We start from the raw sequence: 18,910 nt of genomic DNA on the forward strand, positions 1-18,910 counted from the left end.
TGCGGAGGCTGAACTCGGCGGTCGGTGTCCCGGCGGGTTCCCCCGGACGGGTGATCAGCGGTCGGAGTTGAGGACCCGGCTCATCGCGTCGGAGGCCGTCTTCGCCGCCTGGCGGGCGTCCTGGCCGCCGAGCACGGCCGTCATGTAGGGCTTGATCGGGTTGTTGGCCTCGACCTCGGCCCAGCGCGCGGACTTCGGGGTGGCGCGGCCCTGGGCGGCGCCGGGGGCCATGGCGGCGGCGCCGTCGTTGCCCTCGACCACGCGGGCGAGGGTGGTCTTGTTGGGGACGTAGCTCATGGTGCGGGCGAGTTCGCTCTGCCACTTCTCGCTGACCAGGGCGGTGACCACGTCCACGGCCCGGGACCGGTCGGCGGTCTTCTCCGGGATGATCAGGTCGGATCCGCCGGTGAAGACGGCGCCCGCCTTGTCGGAGGTCTTGCCGGGGATGGGGAAGAAGCCGAGCTTGCCCTTGAGCGCCGGGTTGGCGGCCTCGATCTGGGCGACCTGGCCGGGGGTGGCGATGATCTGGGCGACCTGGCCGCGGGCGAAGACCTCGGACTGCGGGGGCGTCTCCTCGTCGCCGCCCTTGGGGCCGTCGCCGAGGGCCTGGAGCTGCTTGTAGAAGTCCATTCCGGCGAGGGCCTTCTCGTCGTCGAGGGAGCCGACCCACTGGCCGCCGGTCTCGACGGCGAGGTCGCCGCCCTCGTCCCAGACGAATCCGGCGAGGACGTACCAGTTCTGGCCGGGCAGGTAGATGCCCTGCTGGTCGCCCTTGTCGAGCTTCTGGGTGGCGGCGATCCACTCCTGGCGGTTCTTCGGCGGGGTCTTGATCCCGGCGGCCGCGAACAGGTCCTTGTTGTAGATCACCACCCGGTTGGCGGCGTACCACGGGACGCCGTACTGGGCCCCGTTGACGCTGCCGGGGTCGGAGAGGCCCTTGAGCCAGTCCTTGCTGCCCCACTCGCGCAGCCCTTCGAGGGTGACCTCGGAGACGCCGCCGGTCTCGACGTACTGCGCGACCTGGGTGTTGCCGACCTCGATGACGTCAGCGCCGTCCTTGGCCTTGCCGCTGAGGACGGCGTTGACCTTGTCGCCGATCCCCTTCCACTCCTGGATCTTGACCTGGAGGTCGATGCCGGGGTGCTGCTTCTCGAAGTCGGCCGTGAACTTCGCGATGAAGTCCTCGGAGGCACTGCCCTTCATCAGCCACAGGGTCACCTTGTCGGAGCCTCCGTCGGATCCCGCCGACTGGCCGCAACCGGTCAGGACGGTCGCGGCCGCGAGGGCCGTGCACACGGCGAGGAAGCGCATCTTCACGAGGGGTCACCTTCTGGGGATGGATCTCAGATGGCTTGAAATTGGCATAGACCAATGGGCGGGTCAACCCCCTTTCACCCGGGATTGTTCACGCAAAGTTCGCGGACCCGGACTTACTGGGGCACCGTAGAACAAGGCAACAGCGACGACTGGCGGGAGACCCCCATGTCCAACCACACCTACCGGGTGACCGAGATCGTCGGCACCTCCACCGAGGGCATCGATCAAGCCATCCGGAACGGGATCTCGCGCGCCGGGCAGACCCTGCGCAACCTGGACTGGTTCGAGGTCACACAGATGCGCGGGCACATCGAGAACGGGCAGGTCGCGCACTACCAGGTCGGACTGAAGGTGGGCTTCCGCCTCGACGGCGAGGACTGAGGACGAGGACTGGCAGCGGGGCCGCCGGGCGCCGCCACGGGCCGGGGGCCGGTCAGGTGCGGCCCTCGCCCTCCTGCCCCTGCCGGAGTTCCGGCGCGTCCGCGGCCCAGTCCGCCAGGAGCACCCGGAAGCCGGCCGCGCGGGCCGCGTCGCAGACGAGCGCGTCGTCGTCGACCAGCACCCGCACCTCACGCCCCCGGGAGATGCGGCGGAGCACCTCCAGCTTCGTCACCCGCGCCGGACGCCGGTCCTGGTTGCCGCGCATCCACACCCGGCCCTCGGGCAGCCCGTGCCGGGTCAGCCAGTCGGCGGTGTCGGCCCGGCAGCGCTCGGGACGGCCGGTCAGGTACACCACCTCGCAGTCGGCCGCGCTCTCCACCGCCAGGGCCACGCCCCGGGCGAGCGGCGGATCGGCCGGCGCCGCACCGAAGAACCCGGCCCAGTCGCGGGGCCTGCCCTCCAGGAAGTGCTGGCGGTGACCGGTGTCCGCCAGGGTGTTGTCGATGTCGAAGACGGCCAGCGGACGGCGGGACGGAGTCTCTGTCATGCCCGCAGCCTAGGCCGCCGGTACGACAACCCGACGGACCGTCCGGCCGCACCCGGGAATCACCACCGCCACCGCGCGTTGAGACGGGTGTGATCCGAAAAGTCTCGGTCCTCGACCGGTCCCGCACCCGCGAGGGGCACACCGCCCCCGAAGCCCTGCGCGACACCGTGGAGCTGGCCCGCGCCGCGGACGGGCTGGGCTACCACCGCTTCTGGGTGTCCGAGCACCACAGCGTGCCCGGGGTCGCCGGCTCCGCGCCCACCGTGCTGGCCGCCGCCGTCGCCGCTGCCACCCGGCGGATCCGGGTCGGGACCGGCGGGGTGATGCTGCCCAACCACCAACCCCTGGTCGTCGCGGAGCAGTTCGGGGTGCTGGAGGCCCTCTTCCCCGGCCGGATCGACATGGGCCTCGGCCGCTCCGTCGGCTTCACCGGCGGCATCCGCCGCGCCCTGGGCCGGGACACCGCCGACGCCGACCGCTTCGAGGAGCAGCTGGCCGAACTGCTCGGCTGGATCGACGGCACCCAGCGCGCCCACCCCGAGGTGCACGCCCGCCCCGCCGAGGGGCTGCGGATCCCGCCGTTCGTGCTGGCCACCGGCGAGGGCGCGGGGATCGCCGCCCGGGCCGGGCTCCCGGTGGTGGTCGGCGACCTGCGGGGCCGCGCCCGGACCGCGGAGGCGGTGCGCCGGTACCGCGAGGAGTTCCGGCCCTCCGCGTGGGCGGCGGAGCCGTACGTGGTGGTCTCCGGGACGGTCGCGGTCGCCGCCACCGAGGAGGCCGCGCGGCGGATCCTGCTCCCGGAGGCCTGGGCCCTCGCCCGGTCCCGGACCCGGGGCAGCTTCCCGCCGCTGCGCCCGGCCGAGGAGGTCGCGGCGCTGGAGATGACACCCAAGGAGCGGGAGCTGTACGAGGGCGGCCTCGCCGGGCACATCGCCGGTACGGAGGCGCAGGTGGCCGCCGCGCTGGACGAGGTGGCGGAGGCCACCGGGGCGGACGAGCTGCTGGTCACCACCTCCACGTACGACCGCGCCGCCCTGCTGGACTCCTTCACCCGGCTGGCCCGGATCACCGGGCTGAGCCGGAGCTGACCGGGGGCTCTAAACTGGGGCGAATGCACCACTCCCCCGACACGCCCGACACCCCCGCCGAGCCCGGCCTGCCGGACGCCCCCGATCCCTGCGTACGGGTGCGCGGCGCCCGGGAGCACAACCTGCGCGGGGTGGACCTGGACGTCCCGCGCGACACCCTGACCGTCTTCACCGGCGTCTCCGGCTCCGGCAAGAGCTCCCTGGCCTTCGGCACCCTCTACGCCGAGGCGCAGCGCCGCTACTTCGAGTCGGTGGCCCCCTACGCCCGGCGGCTGATCCACCAGATCGGCGCCCCGAAGGTGGACTCGGTGACCGGGCTGCCGCCCGCGGTCTCCCTGGAGCAGCGCCGCTCGGCCCCGGGTTCGCGGTCCTCGGTGGGGACGGTGACCATGCTGTCCAACTCCCTGCGGATGCTGTACTCGCGGGCCGGCACCTATCCGCCCGGCGCCGAACGGCTCGACTCGGACGCCTTCTCCCCCAACACGGCCGCCGGCGCCTGCCCTTCCTGCCACGGGCTGGGACGCGTCCACCGCACCAGCGAGGAACTCCTCGTACCCGATCCCGGCCTGTCGATCCGTCAGGGTGCCGTCGCGGCCTGGCCGGGGGCCTGGCAGGGCAAGAACCTGCGCGACATCCTCGACGTGCTCGGCCACGACGTGGACCGGCCCTGGCGGGAGCTGCCGGCCGAGGACCGCGCGTGGATCCTGTTCACGGAGGAGCAGCCGGTGGTCACCGTGCACCCGGTGCGCGAGGCCGACCGGATCCAGCGGCCCTACCAGGGCACGTACATGAGCGCCCACCGCTACGTGATGCGAACCTTCTCCGACACCAAGAGCGCCACGCTGCGGGCGCGCGCGGAGAAGTTCCTCACGGACGCCCCGTGCCCCGTGTGCGAGGGGCGCAGGCTGCGGCCGGAGGCCCTGGCCGTGACCTTCGCGGGCCGCACGATCGCGGAGCTGGCCGGGCTGGCGCTGGGCGAGCTGGACGGCGTACTCGCGGACGCCACCCCGGAAGGGGAGGCGGCGCGGGTGCTGGCCGGGGACCTGCGGGCACGGATCGCGCCGGTGGTGGAGCTCGGGCTCGGCTACCTGAGCCTGGACCGGACCGCGCCGAGCCTGTCGGCGGGCGAGCTCCAGCGGCTGCGGCTGGCCACCCAGCTGCGGTCGGGGCTGTTCGGCGTGGTGTACGTGCTGGACGAGCCGTCGGCGGGGCTGCACCCGGCGGACACCGAGGCGCTGCTCGGCGTACTGGAGCGGCTGAAGCGGGCGGGGAACAGCGTCTTCGTCGTGGAGCACCACCTGGACGTGGTGCGCCGCGCCGACTGGGTGGTGGACGTGGGGCCGCTGGCCGGGGAGCACGGCGGCCGCGTGCTGTACAGCGGGCCCCCGGCGGGGCTGGCGGGCGTCGCGGAGTCGGCGACGGCACGGCACCTGTTCGCGGTGGGGACGCCCGGCCCGGGGCGGGGCCCGCGCGGGGCCACCGGGCGGATCCGCCTGTCGGGCGTGGACCGGCACAACCTGCGCGGGGTGGACGTGGACTTCCCGCTCGGGGTGTTCACGGCGGTCACGGGGGTGTCCGGTTCGGGGAAGTCCACGCTGGTGGGACAGGTGCTGGCGGGCGAGGTCGCCGGGAGGCTGGCCGATCCGGACTTCCCGGTGCGGCGGCTGGTGGAGGTGGACCAGAAGCCGATCGGGCGGACCCCGCGCTCCAACCTGGCCACGTACACGGGGCTGTTCGACGTCGTCCGCAAGCTGTTCACCGCCACCCCCGGGGCGCGGGAGCGGGGCTGGAAGGCGGGCCGGTTCTCCTTCAACGTGCCGGGCGGGCGCTGCGAGACCTGCCAGGGCGAGGGCTTCGTCTCGGTGGAGTTGATGTTCCTGCCCAGTACGTACGCCCCCTGCCCGAGTTGCGCGGGCGCCCGGTACAACGCCGAGACGTTGGAGGTGCGTTACGCGGGACTGGACATCGCGGAGGTGCTGGGCCTGACCGTGGAGGCGGCGGCGGGCTTCTTCGCGGAGGTGCCGGCGGCGGCGCGCAGCCTGCGGGCGCTGGAGGACATCGGCCTGGGCTACCTGCGGCTGGGGCAGCCCGCGACGGAGCTGTCCGGCGGGGAGGCGCAGCGCATCAAGCTGGCGACGGAGCTCCAGCGGCAGCGCCGCGACCACACCCTGTACCTGCTGGACGAGCCGACGACGGGGCTGCACCCGGCCGATGTGCGGGTGCTGCTGCGGCAGTTGCACGGGCTGGTGGACGCCGGGCACTCGGTGGTGGTCGTGGAGCACGACATGGAGGTGGTGGCGGGCGCGGACTGGGTCGTCGACCTGGGTCCGGGCGGCGGGACGGAGGGCGGCCGGATCACGGCCGCGGGTCCGCCGTCACTGGTGGCCGCCTCGCCCGGTTCCCGCACGGCCCCGTACCTGGCGCGGGCGCTGGGGCTCTAGGTCGTCTCTGCCGGATCAGGCGTCCCCGGGCAGCAGTTCCTGCGGGAGTTCGCGGAAGGCCCACTCGCCGCGGGTGCGGGTGAACGTCCAGACGAGGTCGTAGCGGTCGGGCCAGGCGGCGGGGACCCCGAGGACGCGGTGGGCGCCGAGGGCGTGGACCAGCCGGGGGATCCCGGCGGCCTCCCAGCACACGAGCACGGGTGTCCGGGCGGCCGACGCGGCCCGGGCCAGGGCGGTTTCGGCCCCGAGTGCGAACTGCGCGCGTACGGGGATCCGCAGGGCGGCGGCCAGGGGCGCCAGGGTCTGCCGGGACCGGGCGGGGGCGGACTGCGGCCCGCCGGTCGCGTACAGCGCGGCCGGGCGGGGCAGCCGGGCACTGTGGGCCGGTCCGAACAGCCGGGGCAGCTCCTCCGCGCGGCGGCGGCCCCGGCCGGCGAGGAAGCCGGGGTCCTCGTTGCCCTCGTCGTCCTCGCCGGTGGCTCCGGCGGCGGGCTTCTCCGCGTGCCGGATCACCATGACGAGGGCGTCGTTGGCGGCGGGCTGGCCGGGGGCGGGGCCGTGCGGCCTCCGGCGGGTCGCGGTGTCCTCGGCCGTGCAGCCGGCCGCGGCCAGGCAGGCGAGGGCCGCGGCCAGCGCGGTGCGGCGGCCCGGTCCGGACCCGGCGGGGGCGTGGGGCATGGGGTCCACTGAACCCCACGCACCGGGCCGGGCCGGGGCGCGGCGCGGCGGACGGCCCGTACGAGCGCCCGGTCGGCGGATCGGGTCAGCCGATCGGCCCAGGGCGGCCCGTACGGGGGTGTGGGTGGATGCTCAGGCCTTGCGCAGGGCCCGCAGCCACTCCTTGTTCATCGCGGCGATCGACGGCAGCGGGATCCCCTTGGGGCAGGCGGTGGCGCACTCGCCGGTCAGGGTGCAGCCGCCGAAGCCCTCGTCGTCCATCCGGGCCACCATGTCCAGCACCCGCGTCTCGCGCTCGGGCGAGCCCTGCGGGAGCACGTTCAGGTGGTTGATCTTGGCGGAGGTGAACAGCATCGCGGAGCCGTTGGGACAGGCCGCCACGCAGGCTCCGCAGCCGATGCACTCGGCGTGTTCGAAGGCGGAGTCGGCGGCCGGCTTGGGCACGGCGGTGGCGTGCGCCTCGGGGGCGGAGCCGGTGGGGGCTGTGATGTAGCCGCCGGCCTGGATGATCCGGTCGAAGGCGCTGCGGTCCACGACGAGGTCCTTGACCACGGGGAAGGCCGACGCCCGCCACGGTTCGACGTCGATGGTGTCGCCGTCGGCGAAGGAGCGCATGTGGAGCTGGCAGGTGGTGGTGCGTTCGGGGCCGTGGGCGTCGCCGTTGATGACGAGGCTGCACGCGCCGCAGATGCCCTCGCGGCAGTCGTGGTCGAAGGCGACCGGGTCCTCGCCGCGCAGGATGAGGTCCTCGTTGAGGGTGTCGAGCATCTCCAGGAAGGACATGTCCTTCGATATGCCGTCGACCTCGTAGGAGGCCATCGCGCCGGGGGCGTCGGGGTTCTGCTGGCGCCAGACGCGCAGGGTGAGCTTCATGCGTAGCTCCGCTGGGTGGGGTGGACGTACTCGAAGACGAGGTCTTCCTTGTGCAGGACGGGGGCGGCGCCGGTGCCCTGGTACTCCCAGGCGGCGGCGTAGCCGAACTCCTCGTCGCGGCGGGCGGCCTCGCCGTCGGGGGTCTGGGACTCCTCTCGGAAGTGGCCGCCGCAGGACTCGGCGCGGTGGAGGGCGTCGAGGCACATCAGCTCGGCGAGTTCGAGGTAGTCGACGATGCGGTTGGCCTTCTCCAGCGACTGGTTGAACTCCTCGCCGCTGCCCGGGACCTTGATCCGCCGCCAGAACTCCTCGCGGATCTCGGGGATCCGGGCGAGGGCCTTGCGCAGGCCCTCCTCGGTGCGGGACATGCCGCAGTACTCCCACATGAGTTCGCCGATCTCGCGGTGGAAGGAGTCGGGGGTGCGGTCGCCGTCGACGGCCAGCAGCTGGGCGAGGCAGTCCCGGGTCTCCCGGACCGCGGCCGCGGCCTCGGGGTGGCTGTCGTCGACGGGTTCCGGGTGCGGGTGGCGGGCGAGGTAGTCGTTGATGGTGGAGGGGAGCACGAAGTAGCCGTCGCCGAGGCCCTGCATCAGGGCGGAGGCGCCGAGGCGGTTGGCCCCGTGGTCGGAGAAGTTGGCCTCGCCGATCGCGAAGAGGCCGGGGATCGTGGTCTGGAGGTCGTAGTCGACCCACAGTCCGCCCATCGTGTAGTGCACGGCCGGGTAGATCCGCATGGGGACCTCGTACGGGTCCTCCGCGGTGATCCGCTCGTACATGTCGAAGAGGTTCCCGTACTTCTCGGCGACCCGGTCGCGGCCCATGCGGCGGATGGCGTCGGCGAAGTCCAGGTAGACGCCCTGCCCCCCGGGGCCGACGCCGCGGCCCTCGTCGCAGACGTTCTTCGCGGCGCGGGAGGCGATGTCGCGGGGGACGAGGTTGCCGAAGGAGGGGTAGATCCGCTCCAGGTAGTAGTCCCGCTCGGCCTCGGGGATCTCGGCGGCGGGGCGGGTGTCGCCCTTGGCCTTGGGGACCCAGATGCGGCCGTCGTTGCGCAGGGACTCGCTCATCAGTGTGAGCTTGGACTGGTGGTCGCCGGTGCGCGGGATGCAGGTGGGGTGGATCTGGGTGAAGCAGGGGTTGGCGAAGTACGCGCCGCGCCGGTGCGCCCGCCACACGGCGGTCGCGTTGGAGTTCATGGCGTTGGTGGAGAGGTAGAAGACGTTGCCGTAGCCGCCGCTGGCGAGGACCACGGCGTCGGCGTAGTGGGTGTCGATGCTGCCGGTGACCAGGTCGCGGGCGACGATGCCGCGGGCCACCCCGTCGACGGTGATCAGGTCGAGCATCTCGGTGCGGGCGTGCAGCTCCACGTTGCCGGCGGCGATCTGCCGGGACAGCGCCTGGTAGGCGCCGAGCAGGAGCTGCTGGCCGGTCTGGCCGCGGGCGTAGAAGGTGCGGGAGACCTGGACTCCGCCGAAGGAACGGGTGTCGAGCAGGCCGCCGTACTCGCGGGCGAAGGGGACGCCCTGGGCCACGCACTGGTCGATGATCTCCACGGAGATCTGGGCGAGGCGGTGGACGTTGGACTCGCGGGCGCGGAAGTCGCCGCCCTTGACGGTGTCGTAGAACAGCCGGTGTACGGAGTCCCCGTCGTTGCGGTAGTTCTTGGCGGCGTTGATGCCGCCCTGGGCGGCGATGGAGTGGGCGCGGCGCGGGGAGTCGCTGAAGCAGAACTGGACCACGTGGTAGCCCTGCTCGGCGAGGGTCGCGCCGGCGGCACCGCCCGCCAGGCCGGTGCCGACGACGATGATGGTGTGCTTGCGGCGGTTGGCCGGGTTGACCAGCTTGGCCTCGAAGCGGCGGCGGTCCCAGCGCTCGGCGATCGGCCCCTCGGGGGCCTTCGTGTCGCGGACGGGCTCGCCGGTGGTGTAGGCGGTGTATGCGCCGTTCTCGGTGCTCATGGTCAGCTCACGACTCCGGTCATGACGGCGACGGGGACGGACACGAAGCCCGCGAAGAGGACGAGGGCCAGGGCGTTGGCCAAGGACTTCAGGGTCCGGTCGCGCCGGGCGTTGCCCGCGCCGAGGGTCTGGGCGGCGCTCCAGAAGCCGTGGCGGACGTGGAGGCCGAGGGCGGCCATGGCCACGAGGTAGATCGTGTTGCCGTACCAGGTGGAGAAGGTCGCCAGGACGTTCTCGTAGGGGTGGCCGGCCCAGGCGCGCTCGTTGACGGTGAGGGTGGTCAGGTCGAGGAGGTGCCAGACGATGAAGAGGCCGAGGATGACGCCGCCCCAGCGCATGGTGCGGGTGGCGTAGCTCGCGCGGCGGCGCTTGTGGGCGTACTTGACCGGGCGCGCCCTGATGTCGCGGCGGCTGAGCTGGTAGGCGCAGACGGCGTGGGCGACGACGGCGGCGACGAGGACGACGCGGACGATCCACAGGGCCCACTCGTGGTGCAGGAAGGGGGAGCCGAGGGTGCGCAGCCAGTGGGCGTAGCCGTTGAACTCGTCCGCCCCGAAGAAGATCTTCAGGTTTCCGAGCATGTGCACGACGAGGTAGCCGAGCATCACCAGGCCGGACGCGGCCATCACGGACTTCTTGCCGACGGTGGAGTCCCAGAGCGTGCGCGTGGTGGACGGCCGTCGATCCGTCCGCGTTGCCAGAGCCATGCCGTCGACGGTAAGGACGAAGGTCCCGAGAGGTCCAAGACATGGTGGAGCTGATCGCGATAGCCAGAGCCTATGGAGGGCGGTAGCGTGGGGGCATGCAGTTCCAGCAGCTGGTCTATTTCGTCGCCGTCGCCGAGACCCGGCACTTCACGCGCGCCGCGGAGCGCGAGCACGTGGCACAGCCGTCGCTGTCCCAGCAGATCAAGGCGCTCGAACGGGAGCTGGGGGCCGAGCTGTTCAGCCGGGCGCGGGGCAACATCGCACTGACGGACGCGGGCGAGGCACTGCTGCCGCTGGCGCGGCGGATCCTGGCGGACGCGGACACGGCGCGGCTGGAGGTGCAGGAGCTGGCCCAGCTGCGGCGCGGGCGGGTGCGGCTGGGGGCGACCCCGAGCGTGTGCACGGGTCTGCTGCCGGCCGTGCTGCGCGCCTTCCACACGGCGCACCCGGGCATCGAGCTGCTGATCGAGGAGAGCGGCTCGCTGGACCTGGTACGGGAACTCGCGCGCGGGGTGCTGGACCTGGCCCTGATCGCCCTGCCGCTGCCGCCGTCGGCGCCCGCCCTGACCACGGTGGAGCTGCTGACGGAGGACCTGGTGGTGGTCTCGTCCGCCGACCTCCCGCCCCCGGCGGGCGGTGGGGAACCTTCCATCGCCGACCTGCGCGGGGAGCCGATGGTGATGTTCCGCCACGGCTACGACCTGCGGGACCTGACGGTGGGGGCGTGCCGGGCCGCGGGCTTCGAGCCGGTGTTCACGGTGGAGGGCGGTGAGATGGACGCCGTACTGGGCTTCGTGCGGGCCGGGCTGGGGATCGCGGTGGTCCCGGCCATGGTCGTGGACCACGCCGGCCCGGGCCTGCGCGCCACCCGCCTCGCGGGCTCCCCGCTGCGCCGCACCATCGCCCTGGCCCACCGCACGGACGTGGCACCCCCGCGAGCGGCCCGCGAGCTGAAGCGCATGCTGGTCGGCGACTGACCCGGGAACCACAACCGGGCGGCCGGGCTCCCGGGAGGGGGCCGGGAGCAGTCGCCGACCTGGGAGGCGGTCCCCGACCCGGGAACCGGACCACGACCCGGGAACCCGACCCTGACCCGGGGTCCTGCATCATGACCGGCATGAACACGGAAACGGCCGACCCGGCCGAACTGGCCGCCCTCCGCGAGATCTTCTCGGCCCGTCCCGAGGCCGCGCCGCCGGCCGGCTGGGAGGCGGTGCGGTCCTTCGAGGCGGAGCACGGCGTCGTACTGCCGGAGCCCTACCGCACCTTCGTGGCGGAGATCTGCGACGGACTGCGCGCCGGACCGCCCCACTACGGCCTGCTGCCGCTCGCCGAGACGCCCCGGGACTGGGGCGCGGGCCGCCCCGAACGCCTGCTCGCCGAGCCCTTCCCGCTGACGGCGGCCTGGCTGTGGGAGGCGGAGGACGGGCCCGAGCTGTCGGAGGAGGAGTTCGACGCCCTGACGGACCCGGTGTTCGACCACGGCTCGCTGCTGCTGGGCACCGACGGCTGCGGCATGTACTGGCACTTGGTCGTCACCGGCCCCCAGCGCGGCCACGTCTGGCAGATCGCCGGCGAGGGCGCGATGCCCTTCGGCCCGGACTCACCGGACGCCGTGATGCCGGGCACCCCGGGCTTCACCGGCTGGGCGTCCCACTGGGCCCGCGGCCGCTCCTGGTTCCCGGCCTAGTACCGCGACCGGAAGGCCCGCGGGGCTGCTCACCGGGCCGGCGGAAAACGAGCCCTCCGACCAGCGTGTGGGCCCCGGCGATGTCCACCCGGGAGTCACCGATCACCCGGGCGGACTACGGGGCTCCGTCGGCGTGGCCGAGCACGAGGACCGGAAGGCCGCATCGCGGTTGCCCGGCCGGGAGCGTCCGGCTGACGGTTCCCGGCCCGTCGGGTGATCCTCGGCTCAGGACTTGGCCAGGCCGGCGAAGGTCGCGCTCCTCTCGGTGGTGTCCTCCTCGGCCTCTTCCTCGGCTGCGGACGGCACGGGGGCGGCGGGGGTGCACAGCACGGTGGCCGCCGCCATGACGAAGGCCAGGCCGGTTGCGAAGATGCCGAAGATGAGGTGCTTGGTGTTCTCGATCGCCTCGCCGTACATGGCGGTGACGAACTGCGTCAGGGTGGCCCCGCCGAGGCAGATCATCATGGCCAGGAAGGCGCGGCGGCGCGGGTTGTCCGGGCTGCGACGAAGCCACCAGGAGCCGGCCACCGCGAGCGCGAACTGCAGCCCGAGCACCCAACCGCCGCCGAGGGTCCGCAGGAATCCGGTGTAGAGGGTCAGACGGTGCTCCTGGGCACCGGCCGGCTTGCCGGCGCTGACGGGGTACGAACCCAGGTTGTCGGGCCGGGAAGCGGCGAAGTCGTCCAGCCCGCCCCTGGCGATCCGCAGCGCGACACCCGGGTGCTCGGCCAGGTAGCCGCCGATGTTGGCGTAGGTGACGTGCTCCTTGACCTCGGGCCAGCGGGGATCCTTCTGGGGCGCCTTCTCACCCCACCAGTTCAGCCCCGCGTACTGGCCGAAGTCGGCGGGGAACCCGAGCTCGACCGCGTCCTTGGCGGGATCGGGGCTCTTCCCCATAATCCCGACGAAGATCATTTCGGTGCGGTTGATCTCCTTGAACGCCTCCATCTGGAACAGGAGCGTGTGCATCCCCGCCGCGCCGATCACCAGCGCGGCGGTCACCGGGAGCAGCCGGGCGGAGAACCGGCCGACGAGCCGGCCGACCGGCACCTTGGAGAAGAGCAGGAGCGCCAGGAGCGGGACGGCCATGGTGAGGGCCTGCATCTTGGAGCCCACCAGGGTGACCGACCCGACGGTGAACAGCAGCAGCCCGCCGAGCCTGGCCCGCGCTGAACCGCCGAGGTGGACCGCTCCGACGGTGGCGAACAGCAGCCCGGTCAGTCCGGCCAGCTCGCTGAACGGCGTGGCGGCGTACCCCGCCACCACCGAGTCCCCGACCACCAGGAACAGCGCGGCGCAGACCAGCAGACGCAGCAGGAGCGGGCCCCGCAGGGCGACGGCGAATACCGCGAAGGCCACTCCCACCAGGGCGCACCAGAGCAGCGCCTGGGCCCGCAGGTCGAGCTCACCCGGGTAACCGAGCAGCTGGCTCAGCGGCCGGGCCAGCATGGGCATCCACTTGCCGCTGCCCGGGTACGTGTTCTCGGACGTGCACGCCTCCGGCTTGGCCTGGTCATACCGGAAGTTCGCGTAGTGGAACCACCACCAAGACCCCTTGTCGAGGTGGACGGAGGTGTCGAGGGCGCACATCCGGGACGGACCGTCACCGTTGTCCGCCATCCCGATCGGGCCGTTGTGGAAGATCCGGATGACCATCGCGACGGCAGCGGCCAGGCCGACCAGCGGGCCGAACAACCACCACCGGCCGAGGAATCCCGCCAGGCGCGTGGGCGCCTTCGGCTCATTGCGCCGAAGCATGCCCGCTATTCGTCTATATGTCCGCTGCTCACTCACCCGGGCATGTTAGTTCATGCATTCGATATCCCGGCTGCGGTGACAATGGCCGCGCAGCACTTCGGATTCGCCCCGCATGCGCCGAGCGAGACCGGAGCGAGCGAGCGCACGCCGTCCACCGATGGCACCGGACCGCCGCCTCGCCCACGCGAGCGGGACGGACGGACGGGCGCCGATTGGGGCCGGGTTGCCGGGCTGCGGGCCGGCTCGACATGAGGCAGCCACAGCGTACCCGCGTCGCCGCCGCCAACGACCACGGTGCAGCGGCAACCCTCACCAGCAGCGAGCTGCCACACCCGCGGCAACCCGACGCTCGCCGCCCTCCTGAGACGAAAGCCACCTTGGAACGCCCCCGCCGCCTGGACCTCAGGAAGGTATGAGCGGTCCGAGGGTGCGGTCGAGGCCGTCGGCGAGCATCGCGAAGGCCCGGTCGGCTTCCGCGACGGCGCCCGGGAACACCTCGTCGGCACTCCGGCCGGCGGAGATCCGGCGCCAGTTCTCCCGGCCCAGCTCCTGGCGGACGGTCACCAGCTGCAGCGCCGCCAGGCGTGCGGTGAACGCGGGGACCGACTCCGCCGCCAGGGCGGCCGCGAGCGCGTCCACCTCACCGACCGTGTAGTGGGCGATCCGCGCCTGCAGGCCGGCGGTGGAATACAGCAGCCCCTGGAACGCAAGCACGTCCGGGTGGTCGCAGAGTCCGGTGATCGGGTCCCGCTCGGCGAGCGCCGCCAGGAAGTGCTCGTGGACCGCCCGCACCGGGGTCCAGTCGGCCGGCCGGTCGCGCACGATGCGGGCCGCCTCGTCCTGATGGTCGGCGAACCGGTCGAGCACCAGGTCCTCCTTGCTCGGGAAGTACCGGAACAGGGTGGGCTTGGAGACCTCGGCCGCGGCGGCGACGTCGGCCACCGACACGGCATCGAAGCCCCGTTCGAGGAAGAGTTCGAGCGCGGTCGCGGCCAGCTGCTGCCGCGTACGCGCCTTCTTGCTCTCGCGCAGTCCCGGGCGCGGCCCCGTGGTGTTCTCCATGCCCCCACCGTACCACAAAACAATGACCAGGTTAATTTCGTGACCTGGTTGCATTTTTTACCGGGTTGCTGTTTCCTGGATCCATCGAGCGATTCGGCTGCGACGAGAGGACACTCCGATGGGCGACGTACTGATCGTGGGCTCCGGCCCCACCGGACTCACGCTGGCCTGCGACCTCGCCCGTCGGGGCGTGCCGGTCCGCGTGGTCGACCGGCGGGCCGGTCCGCACCGGGAATCCCGGGGCAAGAGCCTCAACCGGGACGGCATGGGCGCGATGGCGGAGCTCGGCCTGTCCGAGCGGATCTCCGGGGTGGGCCGGGAACTGGTCCTGCGCAAGTACTTCGACGGCGCGCACGTCAACGACACACGGCTGAAGGACGTCCTGTTCCTGGGGCAGTGGCAGATCGAGGAGGTCCTGCGCGAGCACCTGGCCTCCCTCGGGGGCCGGGTGGAGTACGACGCCCGGGTCACCGGGATCGACCAGGACCCGGAAGGGGTCACCGCGCATCTGGCGGACGGCCGCTCGATCCGCGCCGGCTACCTCGCCGGGTGCGACGGCGGCCGGAGCGCGGTCCGGGGGCTCCTCGGGATCCCCTTCGAGGGGACCACCAAGGAGGCGGAAACGATGGTGCTGGGCGACGTGCGGGCGCCGGACCTGAGCCGGGACGTCTGGCACCAGTGGTTCACCTCGGACGGCGGGGCCGTGATGCTCTGCCCGATACCGGGGACGCCGGTGTTCCAGCTCCAGGCCTCGCCCGAGCAGCAGGCCGACGGCACGCCCCTGCCGCCCTCGCCGGAGGGCTTCCAGCGGCTCTTCGACCGGCACGCCCGGATGGCGGGGATACGGCTGACCGGGGCCACCTGGCTCTCCGCCTGGCGGGTCAACGTCCGCATGGCCGCCCGGATGCGCGAGGGCCGGGCCTTCCTCGCCGGGGACGCGGCACACGTGCACTCGGTGGCCGGCGGACTCGGGATGAACACCGGGATCCAGGACGCGATGGCCCTCGGGCGGGTCCTGGGCGCGGCCCTCGGCGGGGAGGCCGGGGCGCGGCCGCTCGACGCGTACGAGGCCGAGCGGCTGCCGGAGGCCGCGCGGGTGCTGGCCGACACCTCCGCGCGGCACCGGCGGGTCGTCGCCGCCGTGCGCGAGCCCGGCCGGGGGACGGAGGTCGGCCTGCTCTGATCCGCCGGACACGGCCCGCCCCCGGCCGGGGGCGGCTCAGGGGGTGGGGACGGCGTCCGAGAGGGAGAGGGCGTGGATCCGGTCCGGGGCGCCGGGGCGGGCGTAGTACCAGCCCTGGGCGGTGTCGCAGCCGAGGGCCCGCAGCTGGGCCGCCTGGGCTCCGGTCTCGACCCCCTCCACGGTCACCGCCAGTTCCAGGCTGTGGGCCAGGGAGACGATGCCCTCCACGATCTTGACGTCGACGGGGTCGGCCGGCTGCTGCTGCATCCCCTGGGTGAAGGAGCGGTCCAGCTTGAGGACGCTGACCGGGAGGCGTCGCAGGTTGGCCAAGTTCGAGTAGCCGGTGCCGAAGTCGTCGAGGGCGATGTCGACGCCGAGTTCGGCGAGCCGGCGCAGCGGTTCGAGGAGCTCGTCGTCGGCCCCGATCAGCGCCGACTCAGTGACCTCCAGGCACAGGGCGCCCGGGGCCAGCCCGGAGGCCTCCAGCACCCGGACGGTGTCGGCGACCAGCCCGGGATGGTGGAGCTGGGTCGGCGAGAGGTTGACGTTGACGCGCAGGGCGGCCCCGCCGTGCTGGCGCTGCCAGGTGCGGGCCTGGCGGACGGACTCCTCCAGCACCCAGCGACCGAGCGGCACGATCAGGCCGGTCCGTTCGGCGAGCGGGATGAACCGGTCCGGGCCGAGCACCCCGTACTGGGGGTGCGACCAGCGCACCAGCGCCTCCGCGCCGTGCACGCTGCCGTCGTGCATGTGCACCAGGGGCTGGTACTCGATGAAGAACTCGCCCCGCTCCAGCGCCGCCGGCAGGGCGTTGGTCAGGCCGTGCCGGGTGATGGCGCGGGCGTCGGCCTCCGCGTCGGCGAACTCGAAGCGGTTGCCGCCGGCCGCTTTGGCCCGGTACATGGTGATGTCGGCGCTGCGCAACACCTCGGCCGGGGTGCGCTCCCCCGCGCGGCCCTCGACGATGCCGATGCTGCCGCGCACCGACAGCTCCCGGCCCTCCAGCCGGATGGGGGTGGAGAGGGCCGACAGGATGCGCACCGCGAGGTCGGTGACCTTGTCCCCGGGTTCCTCGCCGGTGCCGGCGGCGGGGCCGGTGGTGAGGGCCACGAACTCGTCGCCGCCGAGGCGGGCCACGACCTCGCCCGGTCCGGTGGCGCAGCTCTGCAGCCGGTCGGCGACCTCGACGAGGAGCCGGTCCCCCGCCGAGTGGCCGAGGCTGTCGTTGACCGTCTTGAAGCCGTCCAGGTCGAGGTAGCACAGGCCGAAGCGGCTGCCGGGGGCGCCGCCCAGGGCCTTCTCCAGCCGCTCGAAGAACAGCGTGCGGTTGGGCAGCCCGGTCAGTGCGTCGTGGGTGGCCTCGTAGCGCAGCCGGAGGTTGAGGAGCCGGCGTTCGGTGGTGTCCTCCATCAGGGCCAGCTGGTACTGGGGAGCTCCGTCGGCGTCGCGCAGCAGGGACACCGTCAGGTTGGTCCACAGCACGGTGCCGTCGTGGCGGTAGTAGGGCTTCTCGACGCGGTAGTGCTCGCGCTCCCCGCGCACGAGCTCCCCGTACATCCGCCAGACGTGCGGGGTGTCGTCGGGGTGGCCCCATTCGCTGACGTTGCGGCTGCGGACGTGGCCCTCCAGGCCGCCGAACATCTTCAGCAGGGTGTCGTTGACCTCGAGGACGTTGCCGTCCAGGTCGGCGATGCCGATGCCGACGGCCGCGCCCTCGAAGACCGCCCGGAAGCGCTCCTCGCTGGCGTGCAGGGCCTGCTGGGCATCGGTGCGGGCGGTCAGCGCGGAGCGGGCGATGGCCTCCTGCTCCCGCAGGGTGCGCTCGCGCAGCGCGCGGGCGAAGCCGGCGGCTATGCCGTGCTGGAGCCGGGCACAGCGGGAGCGGTACTCCTCCCGGCCCTCGGTTCCCGCGCCGTCGGGGCCGCAGTAGAGCACGAGGTAGGACTCGACCACCCCGAGGGTGCCGGCGAGCGCCTCGGGGTCGGTGCAGTGCACGGCGACGAGCTCCTCGCCGACGCGCTGGGCGACGCCCGCGTCGAAGGGGCGGGCGTGCAGGGCCTCGGTCAGGGTCCGGGTGAGGGGGACGAGGTGCTGTTCGAACTCGGGGCGGGTCAGGGAGGTCGCCGTGACGGGGAAGATGGCCCGGCCCCAGATGGTGGCGAAGCGGGCGATCCGGTCCTCGAGCCCGCTGCGCAGCTCGCGCACCGTCGCCCGGCCGCCGTGCGGGCCGGACGGCTGGGCGGAGTGCGCCGCACCCGGTGCGGGTGCCTGCCGTCCGGTGGTCCCCACCTCGGCGGGGGCCGGGGCGGAGCCGGCCGGGGCGGTGGGGCGGGCCGGGCGGGGGCCGGCGGGCGGGGGCGTGGGGGCGGGGAGTCTCACGCCTTGCGTCCCACGCCGCCGTAGCCCGAGAAGGCGTACGGATCCTCGGGCTCCTCGCCCTCGAGCAGGGGCCCGGTCCTTTCGGGCCGCCAGTCGGGCATGGACACCAGGCCCGGCTCCAGCAGCTCGAACCCGTCGAAGAAGCCGCCGATCTGCTCGTGGCTGCGCATGACGAGCGGGTTGCGGATGTCCCGGTAGACGCCGACGGCCCCGCCCGCGACCTCCTCGGTGAGCGGGATGCCCTCGTAGGAGGCGTGGGTGAGGACCAGCATGCTGCCGGGGGCCAGCGCGTCGCGCAGCTCGGCGACGGCTTCGTAGGGCCGGTCGGTGTCCTCCAGGAAGTGCAGTACGGCGACGAGCAGCAGCGCGACGGGCCGTTCGAGGTCCAGCAGCCGGCCGGCCTCGGCGGAGCCGAGGATGTCCTTCGGCTTGCGCAGGTCGGCGGGGACGACGCCGGTGCGGTCGTCCCCGGCCAGCACGGCACGGCTGTGGGCGACGGCCACCGGGTCGTGGTCCACGTAGACGACGCGGGCCTCGGGGCTGGCGGCGCGGGCGATCTCGTGGACGTTGCCGAAGGTCGGGATGCCGGAGCCGATGTCGAGGAACTGGGTGACGCCCTCGGCGACGGCGTGGCGGACGGCGCGGCGCATGAACGCCCGGTTCGCCTGCATGATCTTGGGCAGGCCCGGCATGAACTCCATGGCGCGGCGGGCGGCCTGGCGGTCGACCTCGAAATTGTGGGAGCCGCCCAGGTAGTAATCGTAGATGCGGGACACACTGGGCACCGATATGTCGATGCCCGGCGGGGCCCAGGCGGGGCGTTCCATCGGGGTCTCCAAGCCTCGTCG

General features: G+C 73.2%; 16 protein-coding genes. 6 read left to right on the top strand and 10 right to left on the bottom strand.

The window, feature by feature from the left end:
- Positions 1-54: 54 nt before the first annotated feature.
- Positions 55-1,317: an extracellular solute-binding protein gene (locus ACIPW5_RS03085; protein ID WP_401239524.1), complete on the bottom strand. Its 1,263-nt coding sequence runs from the start codon at positions 1,315-1,317 to the stop codon at positions 55-57.
- Between the two features lie 165 nt (positions 1,318-1,482).
- On the opposite strand from ACIPW5_RS03085, the gene ACIPW5_RS03090 reads away from it, so the two are divergent.
- On the top strand, positions 1,483-1,698 hold the full coding sequence (locus ACIPW5_RS03090; RefSeq protein ID WP_401239525.1) for a dodecin: 216 nt from the start codon (positions 1,483-1,485) through the stop codon (positions 1,696-1,698).
- Positions 1,699-1,750: 52 nt separating this feature from the next.
- Here ACIPW5_RS03090 and ACIPW5_RS03095 read toward each other — a convergent pair whose 3' ends face one another.
- A complete protein-coding gene (locus tag ACIPW5_RS03095) occupies positions 1,751-2,245 on the bottom strand; it encodes a hypothetical protein (RefSeq protein ID WP_401239528.1) in 495 nt (164 codons plus the stop codon).
- Between the two features lie 89 nt (positions 2,246-2,334).
- Between ACIPW5_RS03095 and ACIPW5_RS03100 the strand changes: the two genes are divergently transcribed.
- Positions 2,335-3,333 (top strand): MsnO8 family LLM class oxidoreductase, encoded by a 999-nt coding sequence (locus tag ACIPW5_RS03100; RefSeq protein ID WP_401239530.1) that lies wholly within the window; start codon positions 2,335-2,337, stop codon positions 3,331-3,333.
- Between the two features lie 23 nt (positions 3,334-3,356).
- Positions 3,357-5,774 carry an ABC transporter gene (locus ACIPW5_RS03105; protein WP_401239532.1) on the top strand — a complete coding sequence of 806 codons (2,418 nt, stop codon included), beginning with the start codon at positions 3,357-3,359 and terminating at the stop codon, positions 5,772-5,774.
- A 15-nt stretch (positions 5,775-5,789) separates the two neighbouring features.
- Here the strand turns inward: ACIPW5_RS03105 and ACIPW5_RS03110 are convergent, their stop codons facing one another.
- The 4 genes from ACIPW5_RS03110 to ACIPW5_RS03125 all read right to left on the bottom strand — a co-directional run bounded on the left by ACIPW5_RS03110 (position 5,790) and on the right by ACIPW5_RS03125 (position 9,990).
- Positions 5,790-6,452, bottom strand: coding sequence for a hypothetical protein (locus tag ACIPW5_RS03110; protein ID WP_401239534.1), 663 nt, complete (start codon positions 6,450-6,452; stop codon positions 5,790-5,792).
- A 132-nt stretch (positions 6,453-6,584) separates the two neighbouring features.
- Complete coding sequence (locus tag ACIPW5_RS03115) at positions 6,585-7,325, bottom strand: succinate dehydrogenase/fumarate reductase iron-sulfur subunit (RefSeq protein ID WP_007267830.1); 741 nt, start codon at positions 7,323-7,325, stop codon at positions 6,585-6,587.
- Positions 7,322-9,283, bottom strand: a complete 1,962-nt coding sequence (locus tag ACIPW5_RS03120) for a fumarate reductase/succinate dehydrogenase flavoprotein subunit (protein ID WP_401239537.1) — start codon at positions 9,281-9,283, stop codon at positions 7,322-7,324. The genes ACIPW5_RS03115 and ACIPW5_RS03120 overlap by 4 nt, the downstream gene beginning before the upstream one ends.
- 2 nt (positions 9,284-9,285) lie before the next feature.
- Positions 9,286-9,990 (bottom strand): succinate dehydrogenase, encoded by a 705-nt coding sequence (locus ACIPW5_RS03125; protein ID WP_401239539.1) that lies wholly within the window; start codon positions 9,988-9,990, stop codon positions 9,286-9,288.
- 95 nt (positions 9,991-10,085) lie between these two features.
- Here ACIPW5_RS03125 and ACIPW5_RS03130 point away from each other — a divergent pair, with 95 nt between their 5' ends.
- Together ACIPW5_RS03130 and ACIPW5_RS03135 are read left to right on the top strand one after the other, a co-directional pair.
- Positions 10,086-10,967 carry a LysR family transcriptional regulator gene (locus tag ACIPW5_RS03130; protein WP_401239542.1) on the top strand — a complete coding sequence of 294 codons (882 nt, stop codon included), beginning with the start codon at positions 10,086-10,088 and terminating at the stop codon, positions 10,965-10,967.
- A 140-nt stretch (positions 10,968-11,107) separates the two neighbouring features.
- On the top strand, positions 11,108-11,680 hold the full coding sequence (locus ACIPW5_RS03135; protein WP_401239544.1) for an SMI1/KNR4 family protein: 573 nt from the start codon (positions 11,108-11,110) through the stop codon (positions 11,678-11,680).
- 225 nt (positions 11,681-11,905) lie between these two features.
- Here ACIPW5_RS03135 and ACIPW5_RS03140 read toward each other — a convergent pair whose 3' ends face one another.
- Positions 11,906-13,438, bottom strand: a complete 1,533-nt coding sequence (locus ACIPW5_RS03140) for a hypothetical protein (protein ID WP_401239547.1) — start codon at positions 13,436-13,438, stop codon at positions 11,906-11,908.
- Between the two features lie 402 nt (positions 13,439-13,840).
- Entirely contained in the window at positions 13,841-14,500 is a 660-nt protein-coding gene (locus tag ACIPW5_RS03145; protein ID WP_401239550.1) for a TetR/AcrR family transcriptional regulator, read from the bottom strand.
- Positions 14,501-14,618: 118 nt separating this feature from the next.
- On the opposite strand from ACIPW5_RS03145, the gene ACIPW5_RS03150 reads away from it, so the two are divergent.
- Positions 14,619-15,683: an FAD-dependent monooxygenase gene (locus tag ACIPW5_RS03150; RefSeq protein WP_401239553.1), complete on the top strand. Its 1,065-nt coding sequence runs from the start codon at positions 14,619-14,621 to the stop codon at positions 15,681-15,683.
- 36 nt (positions 15,684-15,719) lie between these two features.
- Here ACIPW5_RS03150 and ACIPW5_RS03155 read toward each other — a convergent pair whose 3' ends face one another.
- Both ACIPW5_RS03155 and ACIPW5_RS03160 read right to left on the bottom strand, forming a co-directional pair.
- Complete coding sequence (locus ACIPW5_RS03155) at positions 15,720-17,888, bottom strand: putative bifunctional diguanylate cyclase/phosphodiesterase (protein ID WP_401240081.1); 2,169 nt, start codon at positions 17,886-17,888, stop codon at positions 15,720-15,722.
- 170 nt (positions 17,889-18,058) lie between these two features.
- A complete protein-coding gene (locus ACIPW5_RS03160) occupies positions 18,059-18,889 on the bottom strand; it encodes an SAM-dependent methyltransferase (RefSeq protein WP_401239556.1) in 831 nt (276 codons plus the stop codon).
- Between the last annotated feature and the right edge of the window lie 21 nt (positions 18,890-18,910).

Origin of the sequence: Streptomyces sp. NPDC090077, from assembly GCF_044747545.1 — a bacterium.
Classification (GTDB): domain Bacteria; phylum Actinomycetota; class Actinomycetes; order Streptomycetales; family Streptomycetaceae; genus Streptomyces.

Excerpts from the sequence above, each read along its gene's own strand:
- ACIPW5_RS03130 (WP_401239542.1), top strand. The coding sequence starts at position 10,086 with ATGCAGTTCCAGCAGCTGGTCTATTTCGTCGCCGTCGCCGAGACCCGG.
- ACIPW5_RS03105 (WP_401239532.1), top strand. The coding sequence starts at position 3,357 with ATGCACCACTCCCCCGACACGCCCGACACCCCCGCCGAGCCCGGCCTG.
- ACIPW5_RS03140 (WP_401239547.1), bottom strand. The coding sequence starts at position 13,438 with ATGCTTCGGCGCAATGAGCCGAAGGCGCCCACGCGCCTGGCGGGATTC.
- ACIPW5_RS03095 (WP_401239528.1), bottom strand. The coding sequence starts at position 2,245 with ATGACAGAGACTCCGTCCCGCCGTCCGCTGGCCGTCTTCGACATCGAC.
- ACIPW5_RS03120 (WP_401239537.1), bottom strand. The coding sequence starts at position 9,283 with ATGAGCACCGAGAACGGCGCATACACCGCCTACACCACCGGCGAGCCC.
- ACIPW5_RS03115 (WP_007267830.1), bottom strand. The coding sequence starts at position 7,325 with ATGAAGCTCACCCTGCGCGTCTGGCGCCAGCAGAACCCCGACGCCCCC.
- ACIPW5_RS03145 (WP_401239550.1), bottom strand. The coding sequence starts at position 14,500 with ATGGAGAACACCACGGGGCCGCGCCCGGGACTGCGCGAGAGCAAGAAG.
- ACIPW5_RS03160 (WP_401239556.1), bottom strand. The coding sequence starts at position 18,889 with ATGGAACGCCCCGCCTGGGCCCCGCCGGGCATCGACATATCGGTGCCC.
- ACIPW5_RS03135 (WP_401239544.1), top strand. The coding sequence starts at position 11,108 with ATGAACACGGAAACGGCCGACCCGGCCGAACTGGCCGCCCTCCGCGAG.
- ACIPW5_RS03090 (WP_401239525.1), top strand. The coding sequence starts at position 1,483 with ATGTCCAACCACACCTACCGGGTGACCGAGATCGTCGGCACCTCCACC.
- ACIPW5_RS03150 (WP_401239553.1), top strand. The coding sequence starts at position 14,619 with ATGGGCGACGTACTGATCGTGGGCTCCGGCCCCACCGGACTCACGCTG.
- ACIPW5_RS03125 (WP_401239539.1), bottom strand. The coding sequence starts at position 9,990 with ATGGCTCTGGCAACGCGGACGGATCGACGGCCGTCCACCACGCGCACG.
- ACIPW5_RS03110 (WP_401239534.1), bottom strand. The coding sequence starts at position 6,452 with ATGCCCCACGCCCCCGCCGGGTCCGGACCGGGCCGCCGCACCGCGCTG.